Annotated in this window: 19 protein-coding genes and 1 pseudogene; 16 read left to right on the forward strand and 4 right to left on the reverse strand. The window is 70.7% G+C overall.

The features are described from left to right. Nucleotides 1-55: 55 nt before the first annotated feature. From folC to ndk, 6 genes are read left to right on the forward strand one after another with little or no spacing between them, the layout of a single operon-like run. Nucleotides 56-1,414 carry a bifunctional tetrahydrofolate synthase/dihydrofolate synthase gene (gene folC / locus M3Q35_RS43795; protein WP_273938484.1) on the forward strand — a complete coding sequence of 453 codons (1,359 nt, stop codon included), beginning with the start codon at nt 56-58 and terminating at the stop codon, nt 1,412-1,414. Beyond that, nucleotides 1,411-1,770 carry a DUF4233 domain-containing protein gene (locus tag M3Q35_RS43800; RefSeq protein WP_273938485.1) on the forward strand — a complete coding sequence of 120 codons (360 nt, stop codon included), beginning with the start codon at nt 1,411-1,413 and terminating at the stop codon, nt 1,768-1,770. The genes folC and M3Q35_RS43800 overlap by 4 nt, the downstream gene beginning before the upstream one ends. A gap of 28 nt (nt 1,771-1,798) precedes the next feature. Then, nucleotides 1,799-2,032, forward strand: coding sequence for an AbrB/MazE/SpoVT family DNA-binding domain-containing protein (locus M3Q35_RS43805; protein ID WP_273938486.1), 234 nt, complete (start codon nt 1,799-1,801; stop codon nt 2,030-2,032). Further along, a complete protein-coding gene (locus M3Q35_RS43810) occupies nt 2,025-2,450 on the forward strand; it encodes a type II toxin-antitoxin system VapC family toxin (protein ID WP_273938487.1) in 426 nt (141 codons plus the stop codon). The genes M3Q35_RS43805 and M3Q35_RS43810 overlap by 8 nt, the downstream gene beginning before the upstream one ends. Nucleotides 2,451-2,506: 56 nt before the next feature. Beyond that, a complete protein-coding gene (locus tag M3Q35_RS43815; RefSeq protein ID WP_273938488.1) occupies nt 2,507-3,199 on the forward strand; it encodes a hypothetical protein in 693 nt (230 codons plus the stop codon). Nucleotides 3,200-3,251: 52 nt separating this feature from the next. Continuing rightward, complete coding sequence (gene ndk, locus M3Q35_RS43820; protein WP_273938489.1) at nt 3,252-3,662, forward strand: nucleoside-diphosphate kinase; 411 nt, start codon at nt 3,252-3,254, stop codon at nt 3,660-3,662. A gap of 34 nt (nt 3,663-3,696) precedes the next feature. Here the strand turns inward: ndk and M3Q35_RS43825 are convergent, their stop codons facing one another. Beyond that, a complete protein-coding gene (locus tag M3Q35_RS43825) occupies nt 3,697-4,215 on the reverse strand; it encodes a TOPRIM nucleotidyl transferase/hydrolase domain-containing protein (RefSeq protein WP_273938490.1) in 519 nt (172 codons plus the stop codon). A 12-nt stretch (nt 4,216-4,227) separates the two neighbouring features. On the opposite strand from M3Q35_RS43825, the pseudogene M3Q35_RS43830 reads away from it, so the two are divergent. From M3Q35_RS43830 to M3Q35_RS43845, 4 genes and pseudogenes are all read left to right on the forward strand, one after another. Then, nucleotides 4,228-5,189 (forward strand): annotated as a pseudogene (locus M3Q35_RS43830) (ABC transporter ATP-binding protein). Continuing rightward, nucleotides 5,189-5,956 carry an ABC transporter permease gene (locus M3Q35_RS43835; RefSeq protein ID WP_273938491.1) on the forward strand — a complete coding sequence of 256 codons (768 nt, stop codon included), beginning with the start codon at nt 5,189-5,191 and terminating at the stop codon, nt 5,954-5,956. The pseudogene M3Q35_RS43830 and the gene M3Q35_RS43835 overlap by 1 nt, the downstream one beginning before the upstream one ends. 10 nt (nt 5,957-5,966) lie before the next feature. Continuing rightward, nucleotides 5,967-6,761, forward strand: coding sequence for an ABC transporter permease (locus M3Q35_RS43840; RefSeq protein WP_273938492.1), 795 nt, complete (start codon nt 5,967-5,969; stop codon nt 6,759-6,761). A 16-nt stretch (nt 6,762-6,777) separates the two neighbouring features. After that, nucleotides 6,778-8,745 (forward strand): TIGR03960 family B12-binding radical SAM protein, encoded by a 1,968-nt coding sequence (locus M3Q35_RS43845; protein WP_273938493.1) that lies wholly within the window; start codon nt 6,778-6,780, stop codon nt 8,743-8,745. Here the strand turns inward: M3Q35_RS43845 and M3Q35_RS43850 are convergent. Then, complete coding sequence (locus M3Q35_RS43850; protein ID WP_273938494.1) at nt 8,728-10,311, reverse strand: S8 family peptidase; 1,584 nt, start codon at nt 10,309-10,311, stop codon at nt 8,728-8,730. The genes M3Q35_RS43845 and M3Q35_RS43850 overlap by 18 nt on opposite strands. A gap of 209 nt (nt 10,312-10,520) precedes the next feature. Here M3Q35_RS43850 and M3Q35_RS43855 point away from each other — a divergent pair, with 209 nt between their 5' ends. The 6 genes from M3Q35_RS43855 (at nt 10,521) to proB (ending at nt 17,926) form a co-directional block, all read left to right on the forward strand. Continuing rightward, complete coding sequence (locus M3Q35_RS43855) at nt 10,521-11,357, forward strand: TIGR03936 family radical SAM-associated protein (protein ID WP_273938495.1); 837 nt, start codon at nt 10,521-10,523, stop codon at nt 11,355-11,357. A gap of 148 nt (nt 11,358-11,505) precedes the next feature. Next, nucleotides 11,506-14,223 carry a translation initiation factor IF-2 N-terminal domain-containing protein gene (locus M3Q35_RS43860; protein WP_273938496.1) on the forward strand — a complete coding sequence of 906 codons (2,718 nt, stop codon included), beginning with the start codon at nt 11,506-11,508 and terminating at the stop codon, nt 14,221-14,223. A 276-nt stretch (nt 14,224-14,499) separates the two neighbouring features. Next, a complete protein-coding gene (gene rplU, locus M3Q35_RS43865; protein WP_273938497.1) occupies nt 14,500-14,808 on the forward strand; it encodes a 50S ribosomal protein L21 in 309 nt (102 codons plus the stop codon). Nucleotides 14,809-14,823: 15 nt separating this feature from the next. After that, complete coding sequence (gene rpmA, locus M3Q35_RS43870; RefSeq protein ID WP_273938498.1) at nt 14,824-15,093, forward strand: 50S ribosomal protein L27; 270 nt, start codon at nt 14,824-14,826, stop codon at nt 15,091-15,093. A 111-nt stretch (nt 15,094-15,204) separates the two neighbouring features. Continuing rightward, nucleotides 15,205-16,695 (forward strand): GTPase ObgE, encoded by a 1,491-nt coding sequence (gene obgE / locus M3Q35_RS43875; protein WP_273938499.1) that lies wholly within the window; start codon nt 15,205-15,207, stop codon nt 16,693-16,695. 4 nt (nt 16,696-16,699) lie between these two features. Continuing rightward, nucleotides 16,700-17,926: a glutamate 5-kinase gene (gene proB / locus M3Q35_RS43880; RefSeq protein WP_273938501.1), complete on the forward strand. Its 1,227-nt coding sequence runs from the start codon at nt 16,700-16,702 to the stop codon at nt 17,924-17,926. 241 nt (nt 17,927-18,167) lie between these two features. On the opposite strand, the gene M3Q35_RS43885 is transcribed toward proB, so the two are convergent. Together M3Q35_RS43885 and M3Q35_RS43890 are read right to left on the reverse strand one after the other, a co-directional pair. Further along, complete coding sequence (locus M3Q35_RS43885; RefSeq protein ID WP_273938502.1) at nt 18,168-18,890, reverse strand: G1 family glutamic endopeptidase; 723 nt, start codon at nt 18,888-18,890, stop codon at nt 18,168-18,170. 218 nt (nt 18,891-19,108) lie between these two features. Beyond that, on the reverse strand, nt 19,109-20,140 hold the full coding sequence (locus M3Q35_RS43890; RefSeq protein ID WP_273938503.1) for a DUF2891 domain-containing protein: 1,032 nt from the start codon (nt 20,138-20,140) through the stop codon (nt 19,109-19,111). Between the last annotated feature and the right edge of the window lie 30 nt (nt 20,141-20,170).

Genomic DNA, 20,170 nt, shown 5'->3' on the forward strand with positions numbered 1-20,170 from the left:
GCGCTAGTCGTAGACTCGGTGGGTAACCCCGTCGTCCAGTGCACCGGAGACCAGCGTGCCCCAGAACGATCCCGAGGCGCTCGCGGCGCTGCGCGAGGTCGAGTCCGAACTGGACACCCGCTGGCCGGAGACGAAGATCGAGCCGTCCACGGACCGGATCGCGGCGCTGGCCGATGTGCTGGGCGAGCCGCAGCGGTCGTATCCGGTGGTGCACATCACCGGCACCAACGGCAAGACGTCGACGAGCCGCATGATCGACGCGCTGTTCACGCGGATCGGCCTGCGCACGGGCCGGTACACGAGCCCGCACCTCCAGCTGGCGACCGAGCGGATCAGCCTGGACGGGGCGCCGATCAGCGCGCTGCAGTACGTGGAGGTCTACCGCGACATCGAGCCGTACATCGCGATGGTGGACGCCAAGTCGGACGTGAAGATGAGCAAGTTCGAGGTGCTCACCGGCATGGCCTTCGCGGCGTTCGCGGACGCGCCGGTGGATGTGGCGGTGGTGGAGGTCGGCCTCGGCGGCCGCTGGGACGCCACGAACATCGCGGACGGCAAGGTCGCGGTGATCACGCCGATCGACATCGACCACACCGACTTCCTCGGTACGGACATCCTCGGCATCGCGGCGGAGAAGGCCGGCATCATCAAGGAAGGCGCGGTGGCGGTGCTGGCCGAGCAGCGCCCGGAGGTGGCGCAGGTGCTGCTGGAGCGCTGCGCCGAGGTGGGCGCGACGGTGGCCCGCGAGGGCATGGAGTTCGGCGTGCTGTCGGCGGAGCAGGCGGTCGGCGGCCAACTCCTGACGTTGCAGGGCCTCGGCGGCGCGTACGACGAGATCTTCCTGCCGCTGTTCGGCGCACACCAGGCCAAGAACGCGGCGCAGGCGCTGGCCGCGGTGGAGGTGTTCTTCGGCGCGGGGGCGGGCCGCAAGCTCGACATCGACGCGGTCCGCGAGGCGTTCGCCACGGTGACGTCGCCCGGCCGGCTGGAGCGCGTCCGCAACGCTCCCAGCGTGTTCGTCGATGCCGCGCACAACCCGCACGGCGCCCGGGCATTGGCCGCGGCGCTTCAGGACCAGTTCGGCTTCCACAAGGTGGTCGGCGTGCTCAGCGTGATGGAGGACAAGGACGTGGACGGCATCCTGGCCGCCCTCGAGCCGGTGTTCACCGAGGTCGTGCTGACCAACAACGGCTCGCCCCGTGCGATGGACGCCGACAAGCTGGCCGGCCTGGCCCGCGACGTGTTCGGCGAGGACCGCATCATCGTCGAGCCCCGGCTGGACGACGCGCTGGAGGAGGCGGTCCGGCTGGCCGAGGAGACCGACCAGCCGGTGTCGACCAGCGGCGTCGTGGTGACCGGCTCGGTCGTCACGGCCGGCGCCGCCCGTGCGTTGTTCGGCAAGGAGCCCCAGTGAGCGCCCCAGACCCGATGAAGGGCATCCGCGGCATCATGGCCGGCACCATGGTGCTGGAGGCCATCGTGACCGGGCTGGGGCTGTTCGTGCTGTCCCGCGTCGACCACCTCAGCGGCTGGCCGGTGACGGCGGTGGCCGTGCTGGCCGTGCTGATGGTCGTGTCGGCCGGCTTCTTCGGCCGGCCGTGGGGCATCCCGTTCGCCCTGGTGCTCCAGGTGCTGATCCTGGTCGGCTTCGTGATCAGCGTGCCGCTGGGCGTCGTCGGCGTGCTGTTCGGCCTGGTCTGGGCCTACCTGCTGTGGGTGCGCCGGGACGTGGCGCGGCGCATCGCCGAGGGGACGCTGCCGAGCCAGTAGTAAGAGTAATATCTGGTAGACTCTTACCATGCGGTTGACCAGCAAGGGGCAAGTGACCATTCCCATCGAGGTTCGCGAGGAGTTCGGGCTCCAGCCCGGCGACGAGGTCGACTTCGTGCTCGACGAGCACGGGCTGCACGTCGTCAAGAGCGACAAGCAGCCCAGCCGGGGCCGGCGGATCGTCGAGCAGTTGCGCGGCAAGGGCAATGCGAATCTCGAGATGTCCACCGACGAGATCATGGCGCTGATGCGTGGTGAGTGATCGACCGGTCGGCACCACCCTTGTCGACACGAATGTTCTGCTCGATGTGATCAGAGAGGACCCGACCTGGTTCAAGTGGTCGTCCGAGGCGCTCGCCCGGGCGGCGGACGAGGCGCCGCTCGTGATCAACCAGGTGGTCTACGCCGAGGCGTCGGTGTCGTTCGCGGGTATCGAGGAGTTCGACGCCGTCTTGGACGCGGCCGAACTCGTGCGGTCGCCGTTGCCGTGGCCGGCGGCTTTCCTGGCCGGCAAGTGCTACCTCGAGTACCGGCGTCGGGGCGGAACCAAGACCACGCCCCTGCCCGACTTCTTCATCGGCGCCCACGCGGCCGTCATGCGTTTGCGGCTGCTGACGCGGGACGTCGCGCGCTACCGCACGTACTTCCCGACGGTCGAACTGATTACCCCGGAGGACTGAGCACGGCCGCAAGGGGCCAGAATGCTCGGGTCCGCAGTCGAACGGGGAGGACGACGATGACGGGGCCCTATCAGCAGCCGGGCTCGTGGGGACCGCCGCCCCCGATCATGCCGCCGCCGCGCAAGTCGCAGACCGGCGCGATCATCGGCACCGTCGTCGGCGTGGTGCTGATGCTGGGCCTGGGCACCTGGGCGGTGATCGGCATCATCAGCAGCCGGCACAGCACCGAGGCCGGCGGCACCAGCACGACCAGGACCACGACCAGCACCACCCGTGCGCCGCGGACCTCGTCCACCAGCAGCATCCGGTTCGCCGTCAACGACTGCGTCTGGCTGGACGTGAAGACCAGCGAGCGCGTGTCCTGCACCTCGGACAAGGCGGCGCTGCAGATCAACCTGGTCATCCCGCAGAGCCAGAAGTGCGCCGACAACGACGCGTACGACTCGTACGGCGACGGCTGGTACGACGGCAAGCTGGCGCTGCGCTACTGCGCCTCGCTGATGGTGCCCAAGGGCCAGTGCGTGCAGCTGGACCTGGACGACTCCGGTTTCGTCGAGCGGGCCTCCTGCTCGACGACGACCCCGTTGGCCAGCGGCGCGCCCAATGCCAAGACCTATCAGGTGACCGACGTCGTCAGCAGCACCAACGCCAAGACCGCCTGCGACAAGGTGCCCGACACCGACGACGTGTGGTTCTACCAGTCGCCCAAGTCCGGGCAGTTCGCCTGCCTGAAACGGCTCGGGGCCTGACCAGCTACCCTGCTGGCCGGATAGTCCCTTTACCTAAGGAGTTCGGACCACCGTGAGTGAGCGCACCCTGGTCCTGGTCAAGCCGGACGGCGTCAGCCGCGGCCTGGTCGGCGAGGTCATCGCCCGTATCGAGCGCAAGGGCCTGAAGCTGGCCGCGCTCGAGCTGCGCACGGCCGACCGTGCCGTTGCCGAGGAGCACTACGCCGAGCACGCCGGCAAGGGCTTCTACAACGACCTCGTCGAGTTCATCACCGGCGGTCCGCTGGTGGCGATCGTCGTCGAGGGCACGCGGGCCATCTCGGCCTTCCGCCAGCTGGCCGGCGGCACCGACCCGGTCGAGAAGGCCACGCCGGGCACCATCCGGGGCGACTTCGGCCTCGAGGTCCAGTTCAACCTGGTGCACGGCTCGGACTCGCCGGAGTCGGCCGACCGCGAGATCAAGATCTGGTTCCCGAACCTCTGATCTGCATCGGGTCGGCGGGACACCGCCGACCCGATCAGAGGTGGTCGAGCAGGGCGGTCAGCGGCCGGGGAACGCGGTCCAACGCGACGGCCTCGGCCATCAGGCGGGCGTAGTGGTATTTGCCGCCGGAGCGGCCGCCCATGAGGCGGCGTAGCTGGTCGTGCAGGCTGCGGCCGCGCTGAGCGGGTTGCTGTTGCAGCTTGCGGAACGAGGCGAGCCGGCCCTCGGCCTCCACGAGGCGTTCGACCTCGGCGGCGCCGACGGCGCGGATGAGCTCGTCCTCCAGGTCGTCGGTGCAGCGGAAGAAGCCACGCTGCTCAAGGTCGCCGACCGGCAGATCGAGCGCCCGGCGGAAGAAGCGTTCCTCGGCACGGTCGTAAAGACCGGCGACGACCAGCGGCCCGTAGCGGTCGAGGTAGTGGCCGATGTTGGTGGCGCCGCCCATGGACTCGACGAGGATGCCCTCGGCGGCGAGGTCACGGCCACGACGCCGGGCCACAACCTCCACGGCGAGCTGGTCGCTCAGCCCCTCGACCAGCACCACGGCGCGCATAATCCCCAACATATGTCAGGGGTGCCCGCTAACGTCGGACCCGTGAGTGACGACGCGGTCCTGGTGCAGGCGGACGGCCTGGTCAAACGGTTCGGCGACTTCGAAGCCGTGCGCGGCGTGGACGTGAAGGTCCGCCGCGGCGAGGCCTTCGGCTTCCTCGGCCCGAACGGCGCCGGCAAGTCGTCGACCATGCGCATGATCGCCTGCACCTCGCCGCGCACCGCCGGCGAGCTTCGCGTGCTTGGCCTTGACCCGGACCGGCACGGCCCGGAGATCGAGGGCGGCTCGGTGTCGTGCCGCAGCAGGACAATCTCGACAACGAGCTGACCGTGCGGCAGAACCTCCAGGTGTACGGCCGGTATTTCGGCCTGTCCCGCAAGCAGGTCCGGGCCCGCGCGACCGAGCTGCTGGAGTTCGCGCAGCTGTCGGACCGGGCCGACGACCAGGTGGAACCGTTGTCCGGCGGCATGAAGCGCCGGCTGACGATCGCCCGCTCGCTGGTCAACGAGCCCGAGCTGCTGCTGCTCGACGAACCGACAACCGGCCTGGACCCGCAGGCCCGGCATCTGTTGTGGGACAAGCTGTTCCGGCTCAAGCAGCAGGGCGTCACGCTCATCGTGACCACGCACTACATGGACGAGGCCGAGCAGCTCTGCGATCGCCTGGTCGTGATGGACAACGGCCGGATCGTCGCCGAGGGCTCGCCGGCGGCGCTGATCGCCGAGCACTCCAGCCGCGAGGTGCTGGAGCTGCGGTTCCCGATCGACCAGCAGCAGCCCAATGTGCCGCTGGTGCAGGACCTGGCCGAACGGGTCGAGGTGCTGCCGGACCGGCTGCTGCTCTACGCCACGGACGGCGAATCCGTGCTGGCGGCGGCCAACGGCCGTGGCGTGCGGCCGACGTCCAGCCTGGTCCGCCGGGCCACGCTCGAGGACGTCTTCCTGCGCCTGACCGGCCGGACGTTGGTGGACTGATGCGGCCCGTCGGCCTGGTGCTGGAGCACCTGTGGACCTGGTACCGCCGCAACTGGCGGGCCACCGTGGTGTCGAGCGTGCTGATGCCGCTGATGTTCTTGGGGGCCATGGGTTTCGGCCTCGGCAGCCGGATCACGCCCGGCCCGGCCACGCACTTCCTGCCCTACGTCGTCTACCTGGCGCCGGCCATGCTGGTGGCGCTGGCCGTGCAGGTGGCCACGGGGGAGTCGTCGTTCCCGGTGCTCGGCAGTTTCAAGTGGGACATGCGGTACTTCGCCATCACGTCCACACCGGTCAGCGTGGACCAGCTGCTGACCGCCCAGGCGTTGTGGGTGGCGTTGCGGATACTCGTGTCCGGCCTGGCCTACCTGGCCGTCGCCGCCCTGTTCGGGGCCTTCGCCAACGCCGGGGCCCTGCTGGCGGTGCCGGTCGCGATGCTGGCCGGCATGGCCTTCGGCAGTTGGGTGATGGCGCTCGCCGCGACCGTGAACGACGAGGGAACCATGTTCGGCAACGTGTTCCGGTTCGTCGTGGTGCCGATGACGCTGTTCGCCGGCACGTACTACCCGATCAGCCAGCTGCCGGCGTGGAGCCGGCCGCTGGCCTGGGTGACGCCGCTGTGGCACGGCAACGAGCTGGCCCGGGCGGTCGAGTTCGGCGGCATGGACCTGCTCACCGCCGCCGGACACGTCGGCTACCTGCTGGTCCTGCTGGCGGCCGGGCTGCTGGTGGCCCGGCGCCGGTTCCACGTCCGGCTGAAGGTCTGAGGGGGACACGATGCTGCTGCGGATCGTGCCCGTAGGTAGCTATGCCGGCCGGGCCAGGGCCGTGGTCGAGCGGTCGGCGCTGGTCAACCGCCGGAACTGGCTGCTGGTGCTGTCCGGCATATTCGAACCTATGTTCTATCTTTTTGCGCTGGGCATCGGGTTCGGTGGCATCGTCGGCACTCTGACCGGCCCGGACGGCCAGGCGGTCAGCTACGCCGCCTACGTCGCGCCGGGCCTGCTCGCGGCCTCGGCGATGAACGGGGCCGTGCACGACGCCACCTTCAACGTCTTCATGAAGCTCAAGTACGCCAAGGTCTACGACGCCATGCTGGCCACCCCGCTGGGGCCGACGGACGTGGCGCTCGGGGAGATCTCGTGGTCGCTGATCCGGGGCGGCATCTACGCCGCCGGCTGCCTGGCCGTGATGGCCGCGCTCGGCCTGATCACCAGCCCGTGGGCGCTGCTGGCGCTGCCGGCCGCGCTGCTGATCGCCTTCGGCTTCGCCGCCGTCGGCATGGGCGCCTCCACGCTGCTGCGCTCCTGGCAGGACTTCGACCTGATCCTGCTGGTGCAGATGCCGATGTTCCTGTTCTCCACGACGTTCTTCCCGCTCACCGTCTATCCCGAGCCGATTCAGATCGCGGTTCAGTGCCTGCCGCTCTATCACGGCATCGAGCTCATGCGTGACCTCACCAGTGGGGCCGTGACCTGGGGAATCCTCGGCCACGTGGCCTATTTCGCGATCATGGTGGCGCTGGGCGGCTGGTTCGCCGCCCGCCGCCTGGGCAAGCTGCTGCTGACGTGAGCGTTACGCTTGCCGGGTGAGTGTCGAGTCTGTCTTCCCCGCGCTGGAGCCTCTGCTGCCGAGGGTCTCCAAGCCGGTCCAGTACGTCGGCGGCGAACTGAACGCGACGGTCAAGGACTGGGACTCGACCGCCGTGCGGTGGTGCCTGATGTACCCGGACGCCTACGAGGTCGGCCTGCCCAACCAGGGCGTCATGATCCTCTACGAGATCCTCAACGAGCTCGAGGACGTGCTGGCCGAGCGCACCTACACGGTGTGGCCCGACCTGGAGGCGCTGATGCGCGAGCACGGCGTCCCGCAGTTCACGGTGGACGCGCACCGCCCGGTCAAGGCGTTCGACGTGCTCGGCCTGAGCTTCGCCACCGAGCTCGGCTACACCAACATGCTCACCGCGCTGGACCTGGCCGGCATCCCGCTGCTGGCCAAGGACCGGACCGAGGACGACCCGGTCGTGCTGGCCGGCGGCCACGCCGCGTTCAACCCGGAGCCGATCGCCGACTTCATCGACGCGGCGGTGCTGGGCGACGGCGAGGAAGCCGTCCTGGAGATCACCGACATCGTCCGGGAATGGAAGGCCCAGGGCCGCCCCGGCGGCCGCGACGAGCTGCTGACCCGGCTGGCCGAGACCGGCGGCGTCTACATCCCGCGCTTCTACGACGTGGAGTACCTGGCCGACGGCCGGATCCAGCGCGTGGTGCCGAACACCGACCGGGTGCCGTACCGGGTGTTCAAGCGCACCACCATGGAACTGGACGAGTGGCCGTACCCGAAGCAGCCGCTGGTGCCGCTGGCCGAGAGCGTGCACGAGCGGATGAGCGTGGAGATCTTCCGCGGCTGCACCCGCGGCTGCCGGTTCTGCCAGGCCGGCATGATCACCCGGCCGGTGCGGGAGCGGTCCATCGAGGGCATCGGCGCGATGGTCCAGAAGGGACTGGAGGCGACCGGCTTCGAGGAGGTCGGCCTGCTCTCGCTGTCCAGCGCCGACCACTCGGAGATCGCCGAGATCACCAAGGGCCTGGCCGACCGCTACGCCGGCACCAACACCGGGCTTTCCCTGCCCAGCACCAGGGTCGACGCGTTCAATGTGGACCTGGCCAACGAGATCTCCCGCAACGGCCGTCGTTCCGGCCTGACCTTCGCACCCGAGGGCGGCAGCGAGCGGATTCGCCGTGTCATCAACAAGATGGTGTCCGAAGAGGACCTCATCCGCACGGTCGGCGCGGCGTTCTCCAACGGCTGGCGGCAGGTGAAGCTGTACTTCATGTGCGGCCTGCCGACCGAGACCGACGAGGACGTGCTGCAGATCGCCCGGATGGCCAAGGAAGTCATCAAGGCCGGACGGGTTGCCAGTGGCCGCAAGGACATCCGCTGCACCATCTCGATCGGCGGCTTCGTGCCCAAGCCGCACACGCCGTTCCAGTGGGCGGCCCAGTGTGACCCGGACACCGTGGACGACCGGCTGCGCAAGCTGCGGGCCGAGGTCAACCAGGGGGACCGCAGCCTGGCCCGCAACATCGGCATGCGCTACCACGACGGCAAGCCGTCGCTGATCGAGGGACTGCTCAGCCGCGGCGACCGCCGGGTCGGACGGGTCATCGAGCGGGTGTGGCGCGACGGCGGCCGGCTGGACGGCTGGAGCGAGCACTTCTCCTACGACCGCTGGGTCAACGCGGCGTCCAGCGAGCTGGAGCCGCTGGGCGTGAGCCTGGCCTGGTTCACCACCCGTGAGCGGGAGGAAACCGAGGTCCTGCCCTGGGACCACCTGGACTCGGGCCTGGACAAGGAATGGCTCTGGGCCGACTGGCAGGACGCCCTGTCCGAACAGGAGCAGGACGACTGCCGCTGGACGCCGTGCTTCGACTGCGGCGTGTGCCCGGCCATGGGCACCGACATCCAGGTCGGACCGACAGGCCGCCCGCTGCTGCCGATTTCCCCGGTAGGCAAGGGATCCCCGGTCAGGAATCCGTCACTGGCCGGCAGCTAGCTGCTCGGGGCCGATCGGCGTCGCCTTGCCGGTCGGCCCCTTGTCCGTCTGCGCCGGCGCGTCGGTCGTCGGGCCCGTGAGCTTGGGCGTGGTGCCGGTGGAGACGGCGTTGAGGGCGTTGACCATGCCGTGCCCGTAGAAGCCGTTGAACGAGGCGTAGCCCGAGCAGTAGGCGTCCTGCACGCCGGTGTCGTTGAGGTCGTAGTCGCTGGGGCACTGCACCGGCTTGGCCTGCTGGTTGAGCAGCTTGGTCAGCTGCGCGGGCGTGTCGCCGGGATGCGTGGACGCCAGCAGCGCCGCCACGCCGGCCACGTGCGGCGCCGCCATGGACGTGCCGCAGAAGTCGCCGTAGCCGCCGGGCACCGTGGACAGCACGCACGGGTTGTTGCCGTTGGCCGGCTTCTGGTGCACGTCGCCGCCGGGGGCCGTGACGTCTATCGCGCCCAGTCCGTACGAGCTGTAGCTGGCCTTGACCTGGTTCGAGCCCACGGACGACACCGCCACCACGCCGCGCTCCGCGGCCGGCAGCACCGCGCAGTTGCTGTTCACGCCGCGCACGGGGTGACTGGGGGCGTTGTCGGGGCTACGCGTGTCCGTGCCGGGCTGCGTGAGGTCGGCGGCCGAGTTCGTCACCGCGGCGACGTTGAGCACGCCCTGCGAGGTCGCGTAGTCCACGGCCCGCTTCATGGCCTCCGTGACCACGCGCTGCCCCTGCTGGTCGGAGCAGGTGTACTCCCACGGGTCCACGTAGTAGCTGTTGTTGGTGATGGTGATGCCGTGCGTGGCGGCCCACATGAAGCCGCACACCGCGTACTCCGGGTAGATGTAGCCGTCGTCGTCGACCACCTTCACCGACGCCAGGCGCACGCCCGGGGCCACGCCCGTGACGCCCTTGCCGTCATCGGCCGCGGCGATGATGCCGGCCACGTGCGTGCCGTGCGGTGAGGTCGTCGGGGCCCACGCCGCCACGCTCGGGTCGGCCTTGCCGGTCAGGCAGCCCACCGACAGTTGCGGGTCCAGCGCCTGCTTCAGGTCCGGGTGCCGGGGGTCGATGCCCGAGTCCAGCACGCCGACCACGACCCGGGGGTCGCCCTCGGTGATCTGGTGGGCCAGGTTGGCGTCGATCAGCCGCATGTCCCACTGCTTGTCGCCGAGGTCGGCGCTGGGCACCGACTCGGTGCTGGACAGCAGCGACGCGGCCGACATGGTCTCGTCGATTTTCCGGCGGCTGGACTGCCCGGTCGCGGTCCCGGACTCGCCCTGCGCGCTGTAGGCCCGGCCCGGGCCGATCTTGTCGCCGAACCCCGGATCGGGCGAGGTGGCCACGGCCACCGCGATCTGCGGGTAGTAGACGGTGGTGGCGCCGCAGGCCGCGGAGATCTGCGCGTCCGCGTCCGGCTCGGCCGTGCCCTTGTCGAAGACGACCAGGTAGCGCAGGGTGGGGCCGGGTTGAACGCACCCGGACGGCGTGATGTCGTCCGCGCCGGCCACGGGCGCGGCGAGGCACCCGGCCGCGAGCAGAGCCGCGCCCAGTGCCGCTACCTGTGCTCGGCGGAGCAGAGGCACTGCGGACCTCCATCTCTGGGGTGGGCGTTCGGGGGCCGCCCACTCAGCGATCAGGCCGGACGGTAGCCACCGCCCGCCCGCCGGACAAGCCCGGCGGTCGACGTCAGTGTCCCCTCGGCCGGCCGGGTACCGTCCTACCGGACCCGTCGAACCAGCCGAGGAGAGTAGTCCTGAGCCGCCACGACCAGCCCAACCCGTCCGCCGCCGCGGTGCAGAAGCTCCGGCTGCGCTACACCAAGCGGGGCCGGCTCCGGTTCACCTCACACCGCGACGTCGCACGCACGTTCGAGCGGGCGCTGCGACGGGCCGGCGTGCCGATGGCGTACTCCCAGGGCTTCAGTCCGCACCCGAAGATCTCCTGGATCGGCGCGGCCCCGACCGGGGTGGCCAGCGAGGCCGAGTACGTCGAGATCGGCGTGGTCGACCGGGTCGACCCGGAGGCGCTGCGCCGGGCCCTTGACGACGCGCTGCCGCCCGGGCTGGACGTGGTCGACGCGGTGCAGGCCGAACAGGGGTCGCTGGCCGAGCGGATCGACGCCAGCCGCTGGCTGGTCGAGCTGCCCGGGATCGATCCGGACGAGCTGGCCAAGGCGGTCGAGGCGCTGCTGGCGGCCGAGTCCGTCGAGGTGGAGCGGCTGACCAAGGACGGCCGGCGGATCATGGACGTGCGGCCGGGGGTGGTCACCGCCGAGGTGGGTGATGTGACCTCGCTCACGGCGACGCTAAGTGATCAAGGTGTGGGCGCAACGGGTGATTTGGCCGACGCGCCGGTTCCGCGTAAGGACGACGACACGGCCGCGTCCCGTCCGTATGGGATACTCGTGATGGTGGTACGGCAGCTGACCCCTGCGGTGCGACCCGATGACGTGCTGAGTGCGCTCCGCGTCGTCGCCGGCCTCCGGCCCCCGGTACCCGCCAAGGCGACCCGGTTGGCGCAGGGCCGGCTAGACGACGCGGGTGGGCTCGCCGACCCGTTCGCCCCGGAGGGGCGCGGGACGGCGGACCCGGCCAGGGAGCAGGAGCCGGACCAGCCCGCCGTCGAATGACCTGCCGCCCGCAGGCCTGGCCACGCCAGGAAGCCGGGTGGCGCCAGGCAAGGTTTCCCGTCGCCGACGGCGACGGAGACAGAACAGAGAACGGGCCCCTGTGTGGCCGCGTCCAGGCACTGGACGCGCCCGGGGGCGGAGGAGCTACATGTCGAAGAAGAAGATCCCCGCCGGCGGGCCCGGCGGGGATGGCACCACACCCATTCCCGAGTTCCCTCCCAAGCTGCGCGTGCACGCGCTGGCCAAGGAGCTGGGCTCGAGCAGCCGCGAGGTGCTCGCCGCGCTGGCCGACCTCGGCGAGGTCGTGCGCAGCCCGCAGTCCAGCGTGAGCCGCGAGGTCGCCGAGCAGGTCGCGCGCACCCTGCTGGCCACCGGTGAGCAGGACGTGGACGACGACACCGACGAGGTGCTGGTCGCCCACGACGAGCTGACCGGCGTGCTGGCCGAGCGCGCGGAGGACGACGACCCGGCCCCGGTCGACGACGATGACGAGGTCGCGGTCACGCTGGCCCCGGTGTTCGCGCCGCCGTCGGTGGTCTTCCTGCCGCCGACCGCCGCCGAGCCGCGTCCCACGCGCCGCCGCCGCGCCCCCGAGCCGGTCGAGGTCGAGGACGTCGTCGAGGCCGAGGACACGGCGTTCGATGATGAGGGCTCGCCGACTCAGGCCGACGCCGAGGCCGTCGAGGCTGAGGACGACGAGGACGGCGGCGCCCGTCGCCGCCGCCGTCGTGGCCGCCGCGGCCGTGGCCGCGGCAAGGGCGGCCCCGAGGACAGCGCCGACGCCGAGTCCGACGAGGACGCCGAGGCCGAGGACGACACCGAGGCGCCGGCCGAGGCCGAGACCGGCGAGGACGCCGACTCCGACGAGGGCGCGGGCAACCGTCGCCGTCGCCGCCGCCGTCGCCGCAAGGGCGGCGCGGACGAGGACGGCGCCGTCGCCGACGACGACCCGCCCAACACGGTCGTGCACGTGCGCAACGCGCCGCCGACCCGGGACGAGGAGCGGGCCGGCGCCGAGGCCGCCAAGGACGAGGTGCGCAGCGTGCGCGGCTCGACCCGGCTGGAGGCCAAGCGCCAGCGCCGCCGGGACGGCCGCGAGGCCGGCCGCCGCCGCGTGCCGATCCTGTCCGAGGCCGAGTTCCTGGCCCGCCGCGAGGCCGTGGCCCGCAAGATGGTCGTGCGCGAGCGCGGCGACCGCACCCAGATCGCCGTCCTCGAGGACGGGGTGCTCGTCGAGCACTTCGTGACCTCGGCCGGCACCGGGTCGCTGGTCGGCAACGTCTACCTCGGCCGGGTGCAGAACGTGCTGCCCAGCATGGAGGCGGCGTTCGTGGACATCGGCCGCGGCCGCAACGCCGTGCTCTACGCCGGCGAGGTCGACTGGGACGCCGCCGGCCTCGAGGGCAAGGCCCGCAAGATCGAGCAGGCCCTGTCCACCGGCGACAGCGTCCTGGTCCAGGTGACCAAGGACCCGGTCGGGCACAAGGGCGCCCGGCTGACCACGCAGATCAGCCTGCCCGGTCGCTTCCTGGTGTACGTGCCCGGCGGCGGCGCCACCGGCATCAGCCGCAAGCTGCCCGACAACGAGCGCAAGCGCCTCAAGGACATCCTCAAGCGGGTCGTGCCCGAGGACGCCGGCGTGATCATCCGCACCGCCTCCGAGGGCATCGCCGAGGAGGAGCTGGGCCGCGACGTGCGTCGCCTACAGGCCCAGTGGGAGGTCATCAAGGAGAAGGCCGACGCGCCCAAGGCCCAGGCCCCGCAGCTGCTCTACGAGGAGCCGGACCTGCTGGTCAAGGTCGTGCGCGACCTGTTCACCGAGGACTTCGCCGAGCTGATCGTGCAGGGCGACCAGGCCTGGGACACCATCGAGGGCTACGTCCGCCACGTCGCCCCCGACCTGTCCGAGCGGCTGCGCAAGCACGTCGGGCTCAACGACGTGTTCACCGAGCAGCGCATCGACGAGCAGATCACCAAGGCGCTGGACCGCAAGGTCTGGCTGCCCTCGGGCGGCTACCTGGTGATCGACCGCACCGAGGCGATGACGGTCATCGACGTCAACACCGGGAAGTTCACCGGATCGGGTGGCAACCTGGAGGAGACGGTCACCAGGAACAACCTGGAGTCGGCCGAGGAGATCGTCCGCCAGCTCCGGCTGCGCGACATCGGCGGCATCATCGTGATCGACTTCATCGACATGGTGCTGGAGTCCAACCGGGACCTGGTGCTGCGCCGCCTGACCGAGTGCCTCGGCCGGGACCGCACCCGCCACCAGGTCGCCGAGGTCACCTCGCTCGGCCTGGTGCAGATGACCCGCAAGCGGGTCGGCACCGGGCTGCTGGAGGCGTTCAGCAGCACCTGCGAGCACTGCCGCGGGCGGGGCGTCGTGGTCACCACCGAGCCGGTCACGCACAACCACGGCAACGGGTCGAACGGCGGCGGCAACGGCCAGCAGCAGGCCCAGTCGGAGAGCAAGCCGGCCGAGAAGTCGGGCCGCAAGCGCAACCGCAACCGGCACCGCGGCGAGGAGCAGCCGGCGGCCGAGGCCGCCCAGGTCGAGGTCGTCGAGGCCCCGGCTGAGGCTCCCGTCGCTTCGGACCCCGTGGTCGAACCGGCTGCCGCTGAGCCGGCCGTCGCCGAGGAGGCCGCGCCCGCGGTCGCCGCGGCCTCGGTCACCGGCCCGGCGGCCGTCTCCGTGCACTACGAGGTGCCGGAGCAGCCGACCGCCGCCGCGGCCAACGGCCACCACCACGCCGCCGAGCTGGCTGCCGAGCCCGCGCCCGTGGCGTCCGCCACACGGCGTCGGACCCGGCGGGCCGCGTCCCGCCCGGCCGGCCCGCCGGCCAGCACGGTGACGCAGGACTGACCAGGTGTTTCACCGGCCCGTGGGCGTTCGCCCACGGGCCGGTGACTCGCGCCCGCGGTGGCCACGGTCACCGTGGACGGGTCAGGGGGACCCCGGTTTGACCTCCAGTCCACCCGGCCCGTAACCTCTTGTTTGGCCCCCATCCGGAGGGCCCCGTCGTGCGCCAGTCCAAGCTGGTTCGAATTCCGCGGTGAAGATTGCTGTGGGGATTCACCGTGTGTGTGCTTGGGCCGTGCGTGCCCCGTCAACGTCGAGTAGCAGGAGACTTCCGTCCCGATGTACGCGATCGTCAAGACTGGCGGCAAGCAGTACAAGGTTGCCGTCGGCGACATCGTCCAGGTCGAGAAGCTCGACGGTGGACCGGGCGCCGAAGTCAGCTTCCCAGCGCTGCTCGTCGTCGATGGCAGCGATGTCATCGCTGACGCCGACGCCCTGGGCAAGGTTTCGGTGACCGCCGAGGTCGTCGAGCACACCAAGGGCCCCAAGATCCGCATCCACAAGTTCAAGAACAAGACCGGCTACCACAAGCGCCAGGGTCACCGTCAGAAGCTGACCCGCGTCAAGGTCACCGGCATCACCAAGTAGAGGACCTGATCAGCCATGGCACACAAAAAGGGTGCATCCAGCTCCCGCAACGGCCGTGACTCCAACCCGCAGTATCTCGGGGTCAAGCGCTTCGGCGGTCAGGTCGTCAAGGCCGGCGAGATCCTGATCCGCCAGCGCGGCACCAAGTTCCACCCCGGTGTGAACGTGGGCCGCGGCAAGGACGACACGCTGTTCGCGCTGTCGGCCGGCGTGGTCGAGTTCGGCGCCAAGCGGGGTCGCAAGACCGTCAACATCGTCCCGGCCGAGGTTGCTGTCTCGGCCTGAGGATAGGTTTCCGACGAGGGGTGGGCCGGGAAGCAATCCGGCCCACCCCTCGTTGTGTTTGATGCGCCGGGGGTGGCCCGGGAAGCAATCCGGCCCGCCCCTCGTTTTTTCATGCTCCGGAAGGAAGTTCTTCTCGTGTCTCGCTTCGTTGACCGCGTGACCATCCACGTGGCCGCTGGTAACGGCGGGAACGGCTGCGCCTCCGTGCACCGCGAGAAGTTCAAGCCGCTCGGCGGTCCCGACGGTGGCAACGGCGGTCGCGGTGGCGACGTCGTGCTGGTCGTCGACCCCAGCGTGCACACCCTGCTGGACTTCCACTTCCGCCCGCACGCCAGCGCCACCAACGGCCGCCAGGGCCAGGGCGCGAACCGCGACGGCGCCCAGGGCGACGACCTCGAGCTCCGCGTGCCCGACGGCACCGTGGTGCTCAGCCCCGACGGCGAGGTGCTGGCCGACCTGGTCGGCGCCGGCACCCGGCTCGTCGCCGCCCAGGGCGGCCGCGGCGGTCTCGGCAACGCCGCGCTGGCCTCCAAGGCCCGCCGCGCGCCCGGCTTCGCCCTGCTCGGCGAGGAGGGCGAGACCCGCGACCTGGTGCTGGAGCTCAAGTCCGTCGCCGACGTCGGCCTGGTCGGCTTCCCGTCGGCCGGCAAGTCGTCGCTGATCGCCGTGCTGTCCGCGGCCCGGCCCAAGATCGCCGACTACCCGTTCACCACGCTCGTGCCCAACCTGGGCGTGGTCACCGCCGGCGAGTCCGTCTTCACCATGGCCGACGTGCCCGGCCTCATCCCCGGCGCCAGCGAGGGCAAGGGCCTCGGCCTGGACTTCCTGCGCCACATCGAGCGCTGCGCCGTGCTGGTGCACGTGGTCGACTGCGCCACCTTCGAGCCCGGCCGCGACCCGGTGTCCGACATCGATGCGCTCGAGGCCGAGCTGGCCAAGTACACCCCGTCGCTCGGCGGTGAGCTGGCCTCCCGACCGCGACTGGTCGTGCTGAACAAGACCGACGTGCCCGACGCCCAGGACCTGGCCGACATCATCCGGCCCGAGATCGAGGCCCGTGGCCTGCCCGTGTTCGAGGTCTCCACCGTGACCAGGACCGGTCTGCGGGAGCTCAGCTTCGCGCTGGCGCGGACCGTCGAGGAGCACCGGGCCGCGCAGCCCATCCTGGAGCCGACGCGCATCGTGTTGCGGCCCATCGCCGTCGACGACGCGGGTTTCAAGGTCGAGCCCGACCCGGAGATCGAGGGCGGCTTCATCGTGCGCGGCAGCCGGCCCGAGCGGTGGATCCGGCAGACCCAGTTCTCCAACGACGAGGCCGTCGGCTACCTCGCCGACCGCCTCGCCCGTCTCGGCGTCGAGGAGGCGTTGGCCAAGGCCGGGGCCGTGCCCGGCTGCTCGGTGACGATCGGCGATGTGTCCTTCGACTGGGAACCCACCACGCCGGCCGGCATCGCGGTACTCATGACCGGTCGCGGCACCGACATCCGGTTGGAATCCAACAACCGGGTCGGCGCCGCCGAGCGCAAGGCAGCCCGCAAGGCCCGGCGGACCCCGGGCGAGTGGGCCGAGTTCGACGACGAAGAAGACGACTCCGAGGAGTAGGGGCGTGTCGCAGGCCCGCCAGGCGGTCGCCGCCGCGAAGCGGATCGTGGTCAAGGTCGGTTCTTCGTCATTGACCACCGCGATCGGTGGTCTCGACCCCAGTCGTTTGGACGCCCTCGTCGACGCCCTCGCTGCCCGCTCCGCCGCCGGCAGCCAGGTGGTGCTGGTCTCCTCCGGCGCCATCGCCGCCGGTCTGGCTCCGTTGGGGATCTCCAAGCGCCCCAAGGACCTTGCCACCCAGCAGGCCGCCGCCAGCGTCGGTCAGCTGGAGCTCGTCCATGCCTACGCCACCTCCTTCGCCCGCTACGACCTCACCGTCGGCCAGCTTCTGCTCACCGCCGACGACGTCGTGCGCCGCTCCCACTACCGCAACGCCCAGCGCACCTTCTCCCGCCTCTTGGCCCTCGGCGTCGTCCCCGTTGTCAATGAGAACGACACCGTTGCCACCGATGAGATCCGCTTCGGCGACAACGACCGCCTCGCCGCCCTGGTCGCCCACCTCATCGGCGCCGACGCCCTCGTCCTTCTCTCCGACGTAGATGCCCTCTACACCGGCGACCCCCGGCGCTCCGACGCACGCCGCATCACCGAGGTAGCCGACGAGTCCGACCTCGCCGACGTCACCGCCGGCACCACCGGTGCATCCGGCGTAGGCACCGGCGGCATGGCCTCCAAGCTCGCCGCCGCCAGGCTCGCCTCTTCCGCCGGCATCCCAGTCTTGTTGGCCTCCGCCGCCGACGCTGCCTCCGCCTTGGCTTCCTCCGCCATCGCCCCTTCGCCTTCGGCTACTGCCTCTGGCTCGGTGCTCGCTTCCGGCTCGGCTTCTGCCTCTGCGTCCACTCCGCCTCCGGTTTCGGCCGGGGCACCCGCTTCCGTCGGCACTGCCTTCGCCGCCACCGGCTCTCGTCTCTCGGCCCGCCGCTTCTGGTTGGCTCATGCCGCCGACTCCACCGGCCGCCTCACCCTCGACGACGGTGCCGTAGCCGCCGTCGTCACCCGCCGCCGTTCGCTGCTCGCCGCCGGCATCGCCGGCGTGGACGGCGACTTCGACGCCGGTGACGTCGTCGACCTCACCGACCTCGCCGGCAAGGTCGTGGCCCGCGGCGTGGTCGCTTTCGACGCCGTCGAACTCCCCGCCATGATCGGCCGCTCCAGCCAGCACCTCGCCCCCGAGCAACGCCGCGAAGTGGTCCACGCCGACGACCTGGTCCCGCTCCCGCCCCGCAGCTGACTCCGGCCCCGAGCTGTGCCGCCGCCGCACGGTTGCCGCGCCACGACTTCCCCGCGCGGCGGGGCTTCCGCCCCGCCCGACTACCACCCGCGCTGCTCCCGCTGACCGGAGCCCGCTGTCGGGTCGGCCCCAGGCCGACCTCGACTTCGCAAGTCCGGGGAGTTCGCCCACCCACAATGAAAACCGCACCCGCCACGGGGATCGCCCGTGACGGGTGCGGCGGTCTGGCCGCAGGCGTGGGTCAGTGCCTGGTGATGGAGAAGCTGGTGCCGTCGGACCCGATCGCGTTGGGGATCCAGGTGTTGGTGCCGCGGTCGTCGGCGTTCAGCGAGGACGGGTTGGTCGACTTGAGGGTCTTGCCGTCGAACTTCACGCCGGTGAACGAGATGGTGTTGCCGCTGACCGAGGGGTACGAGTCGGTCGGGGACTCGATGATGGCCTCGGCGGAGTAGTGCCGGGCGCTGCTCAGCGACTTGGTGGTGGTCTTGGTCCAGCCCTTGGTGGTGTCGCTGATGGTCAGCGTGTAGCTGGTGCCGGAGCGGGTCACGGTGGCGGTGAAGTGGTCACCGGCGCTGACGGAGTTGCTGTAGTACACCGGCGGCTGCGGGTACATCTCGTACCACGCCTGGTAGACGGCACGCCCGCTGGAGCAGTCGGTGGCGACACCGGTCTGCTCGACGGTGGACGAACCGTCGCCGTCGATGCCGACCCACGGCGCGAACAGGTCGTTGCTGGAGCGGCAGGTCACGGACGGCTCGGTCCAGCTGGCGGTCGCGGTGGTCCAGCTGCCGAAGCTGGCGTAACCGCCCCAGTTGCCGCCGGAGAAGCTGCTGCCCGCACCATGCCCGAAGCTGACGTGCGGCCCGAAGCCGACGGGGGCGGAAGCGGCGACAGCGGTGCCGGCGAGGCTGGCCGTGGCCAAAGCGGCCGCGGCCAGGACACGGGTGAGACGAGTGGCGAGCATTCCGATCCTTTCACCGGCAACTCCCGCTCGCTGATCGGCGATGGGGGAGTGCCTTGCAGGGGTGGTGGAGGGACAGGCGTCATTTCTCGGAATTCCGCCGGGGAACTGATCAGATTCCCCGGCGGAACCCGTACTGATCTTTCAACGGACCATCGGGCCGCGGTAGCTACTTTCGGCGGGTTCCCGGCGGCGATAAATCCGTTTTGGTGGCCTTTGGGTCAGGTCAGCAGCAGCACTGCGTAGCAGGCGAGCCAGTGCTCGACCATGTAGTCGGTCCCGCTGGTCAGGTCCAGTTCCGGCCGGGCGTGCGCGGCCGCGGCGGCCCGCATCGCGGGGATGCGGACATCGCCCGGCGGAATGGCTGCGGCCAGTCGGAGCAGACACCACGCCCGGCTCAGATTCAATCCGTGCAGATGTGCGATCTGCCCGTCGGAGTCATCGGAAACGACGGCCGGTGTGAACAGTCCGCTGTTCGAGATGTCCGGCAGGAATCGATCGAACCACTGGACGAACTCGGCTGGGCCGAACAGGTTCGACATCAGTTCCGCCTCGCAGAGCGCGGGCGACAGGAAATCCGCGCCGCCCGGCTCAAGGCGGGCCGGATAGTCGACGTCGCCGTCGAACCAGCGATGCGCGGCCTCGGCGATGGCCTGTACCAGCGTCGGCTCGCCCCGATCGTTCAGCGCGTGGGCGTGCGGCAGCGCCAGCGACAGTCCGAAGGCACTGTTGAAGTGCATGCCCTGACGGTCCGGGTAGGTCGCCTTCGGCAGCCAGCCGGTGAACGCTGCCGTGATCACCTCGGTCAGCGGCGCCAGGTTCGCGGCCCAGCGCTGGGCGTCGGGATCGTCCCAGGTGGACAGTTCGTGCTGGAGCCTGAGCTCCCAGCCCCAGGCGTAGGGCCGCGCGTGCTGGTCGAACTCGTGGAAACTGCGCGTCTCGACCGCGATGTTGTCGGCCGTCAGGTGCTCGTCGAGCACCGCTCGGATCTCGTCGACCGGGACCTGCTCCGGCGCCGTGCGCAGCAGGCGCGCGACCGCCCAGTGCATCTCCACGCACGAGTGCCAGTCGAAACAACCGTAGAACGCCGGGAAGACGTCCTTCGGCCGGTTCGGCATGTCGCCGGGCGCCGACATGACATGCCTGATGTGGTTGGGAAACTCCCGGCGCAGGTTGCCCAGGATGACCTTGGCGAATTCCTCGGCCCTGGCCAGCAGCAGCGACTGCCGGTCGGCCTTCCCCAGAGTGCTCACGACTCTCCTCCGTGCTGAGCGGATTGTCGT

The sequence above is a fragment of the Kutzneria chonburiensis genome (genome assembly GCF_028622115.1).
In the GTDB taxonomy this organism is placed as follows: Bacteria; Actinomycetota; Actinomycetes; order Mycobacteriales; family Pseudonocardiaceae; genus Kutzneria; species Kutzneria chonburiensis.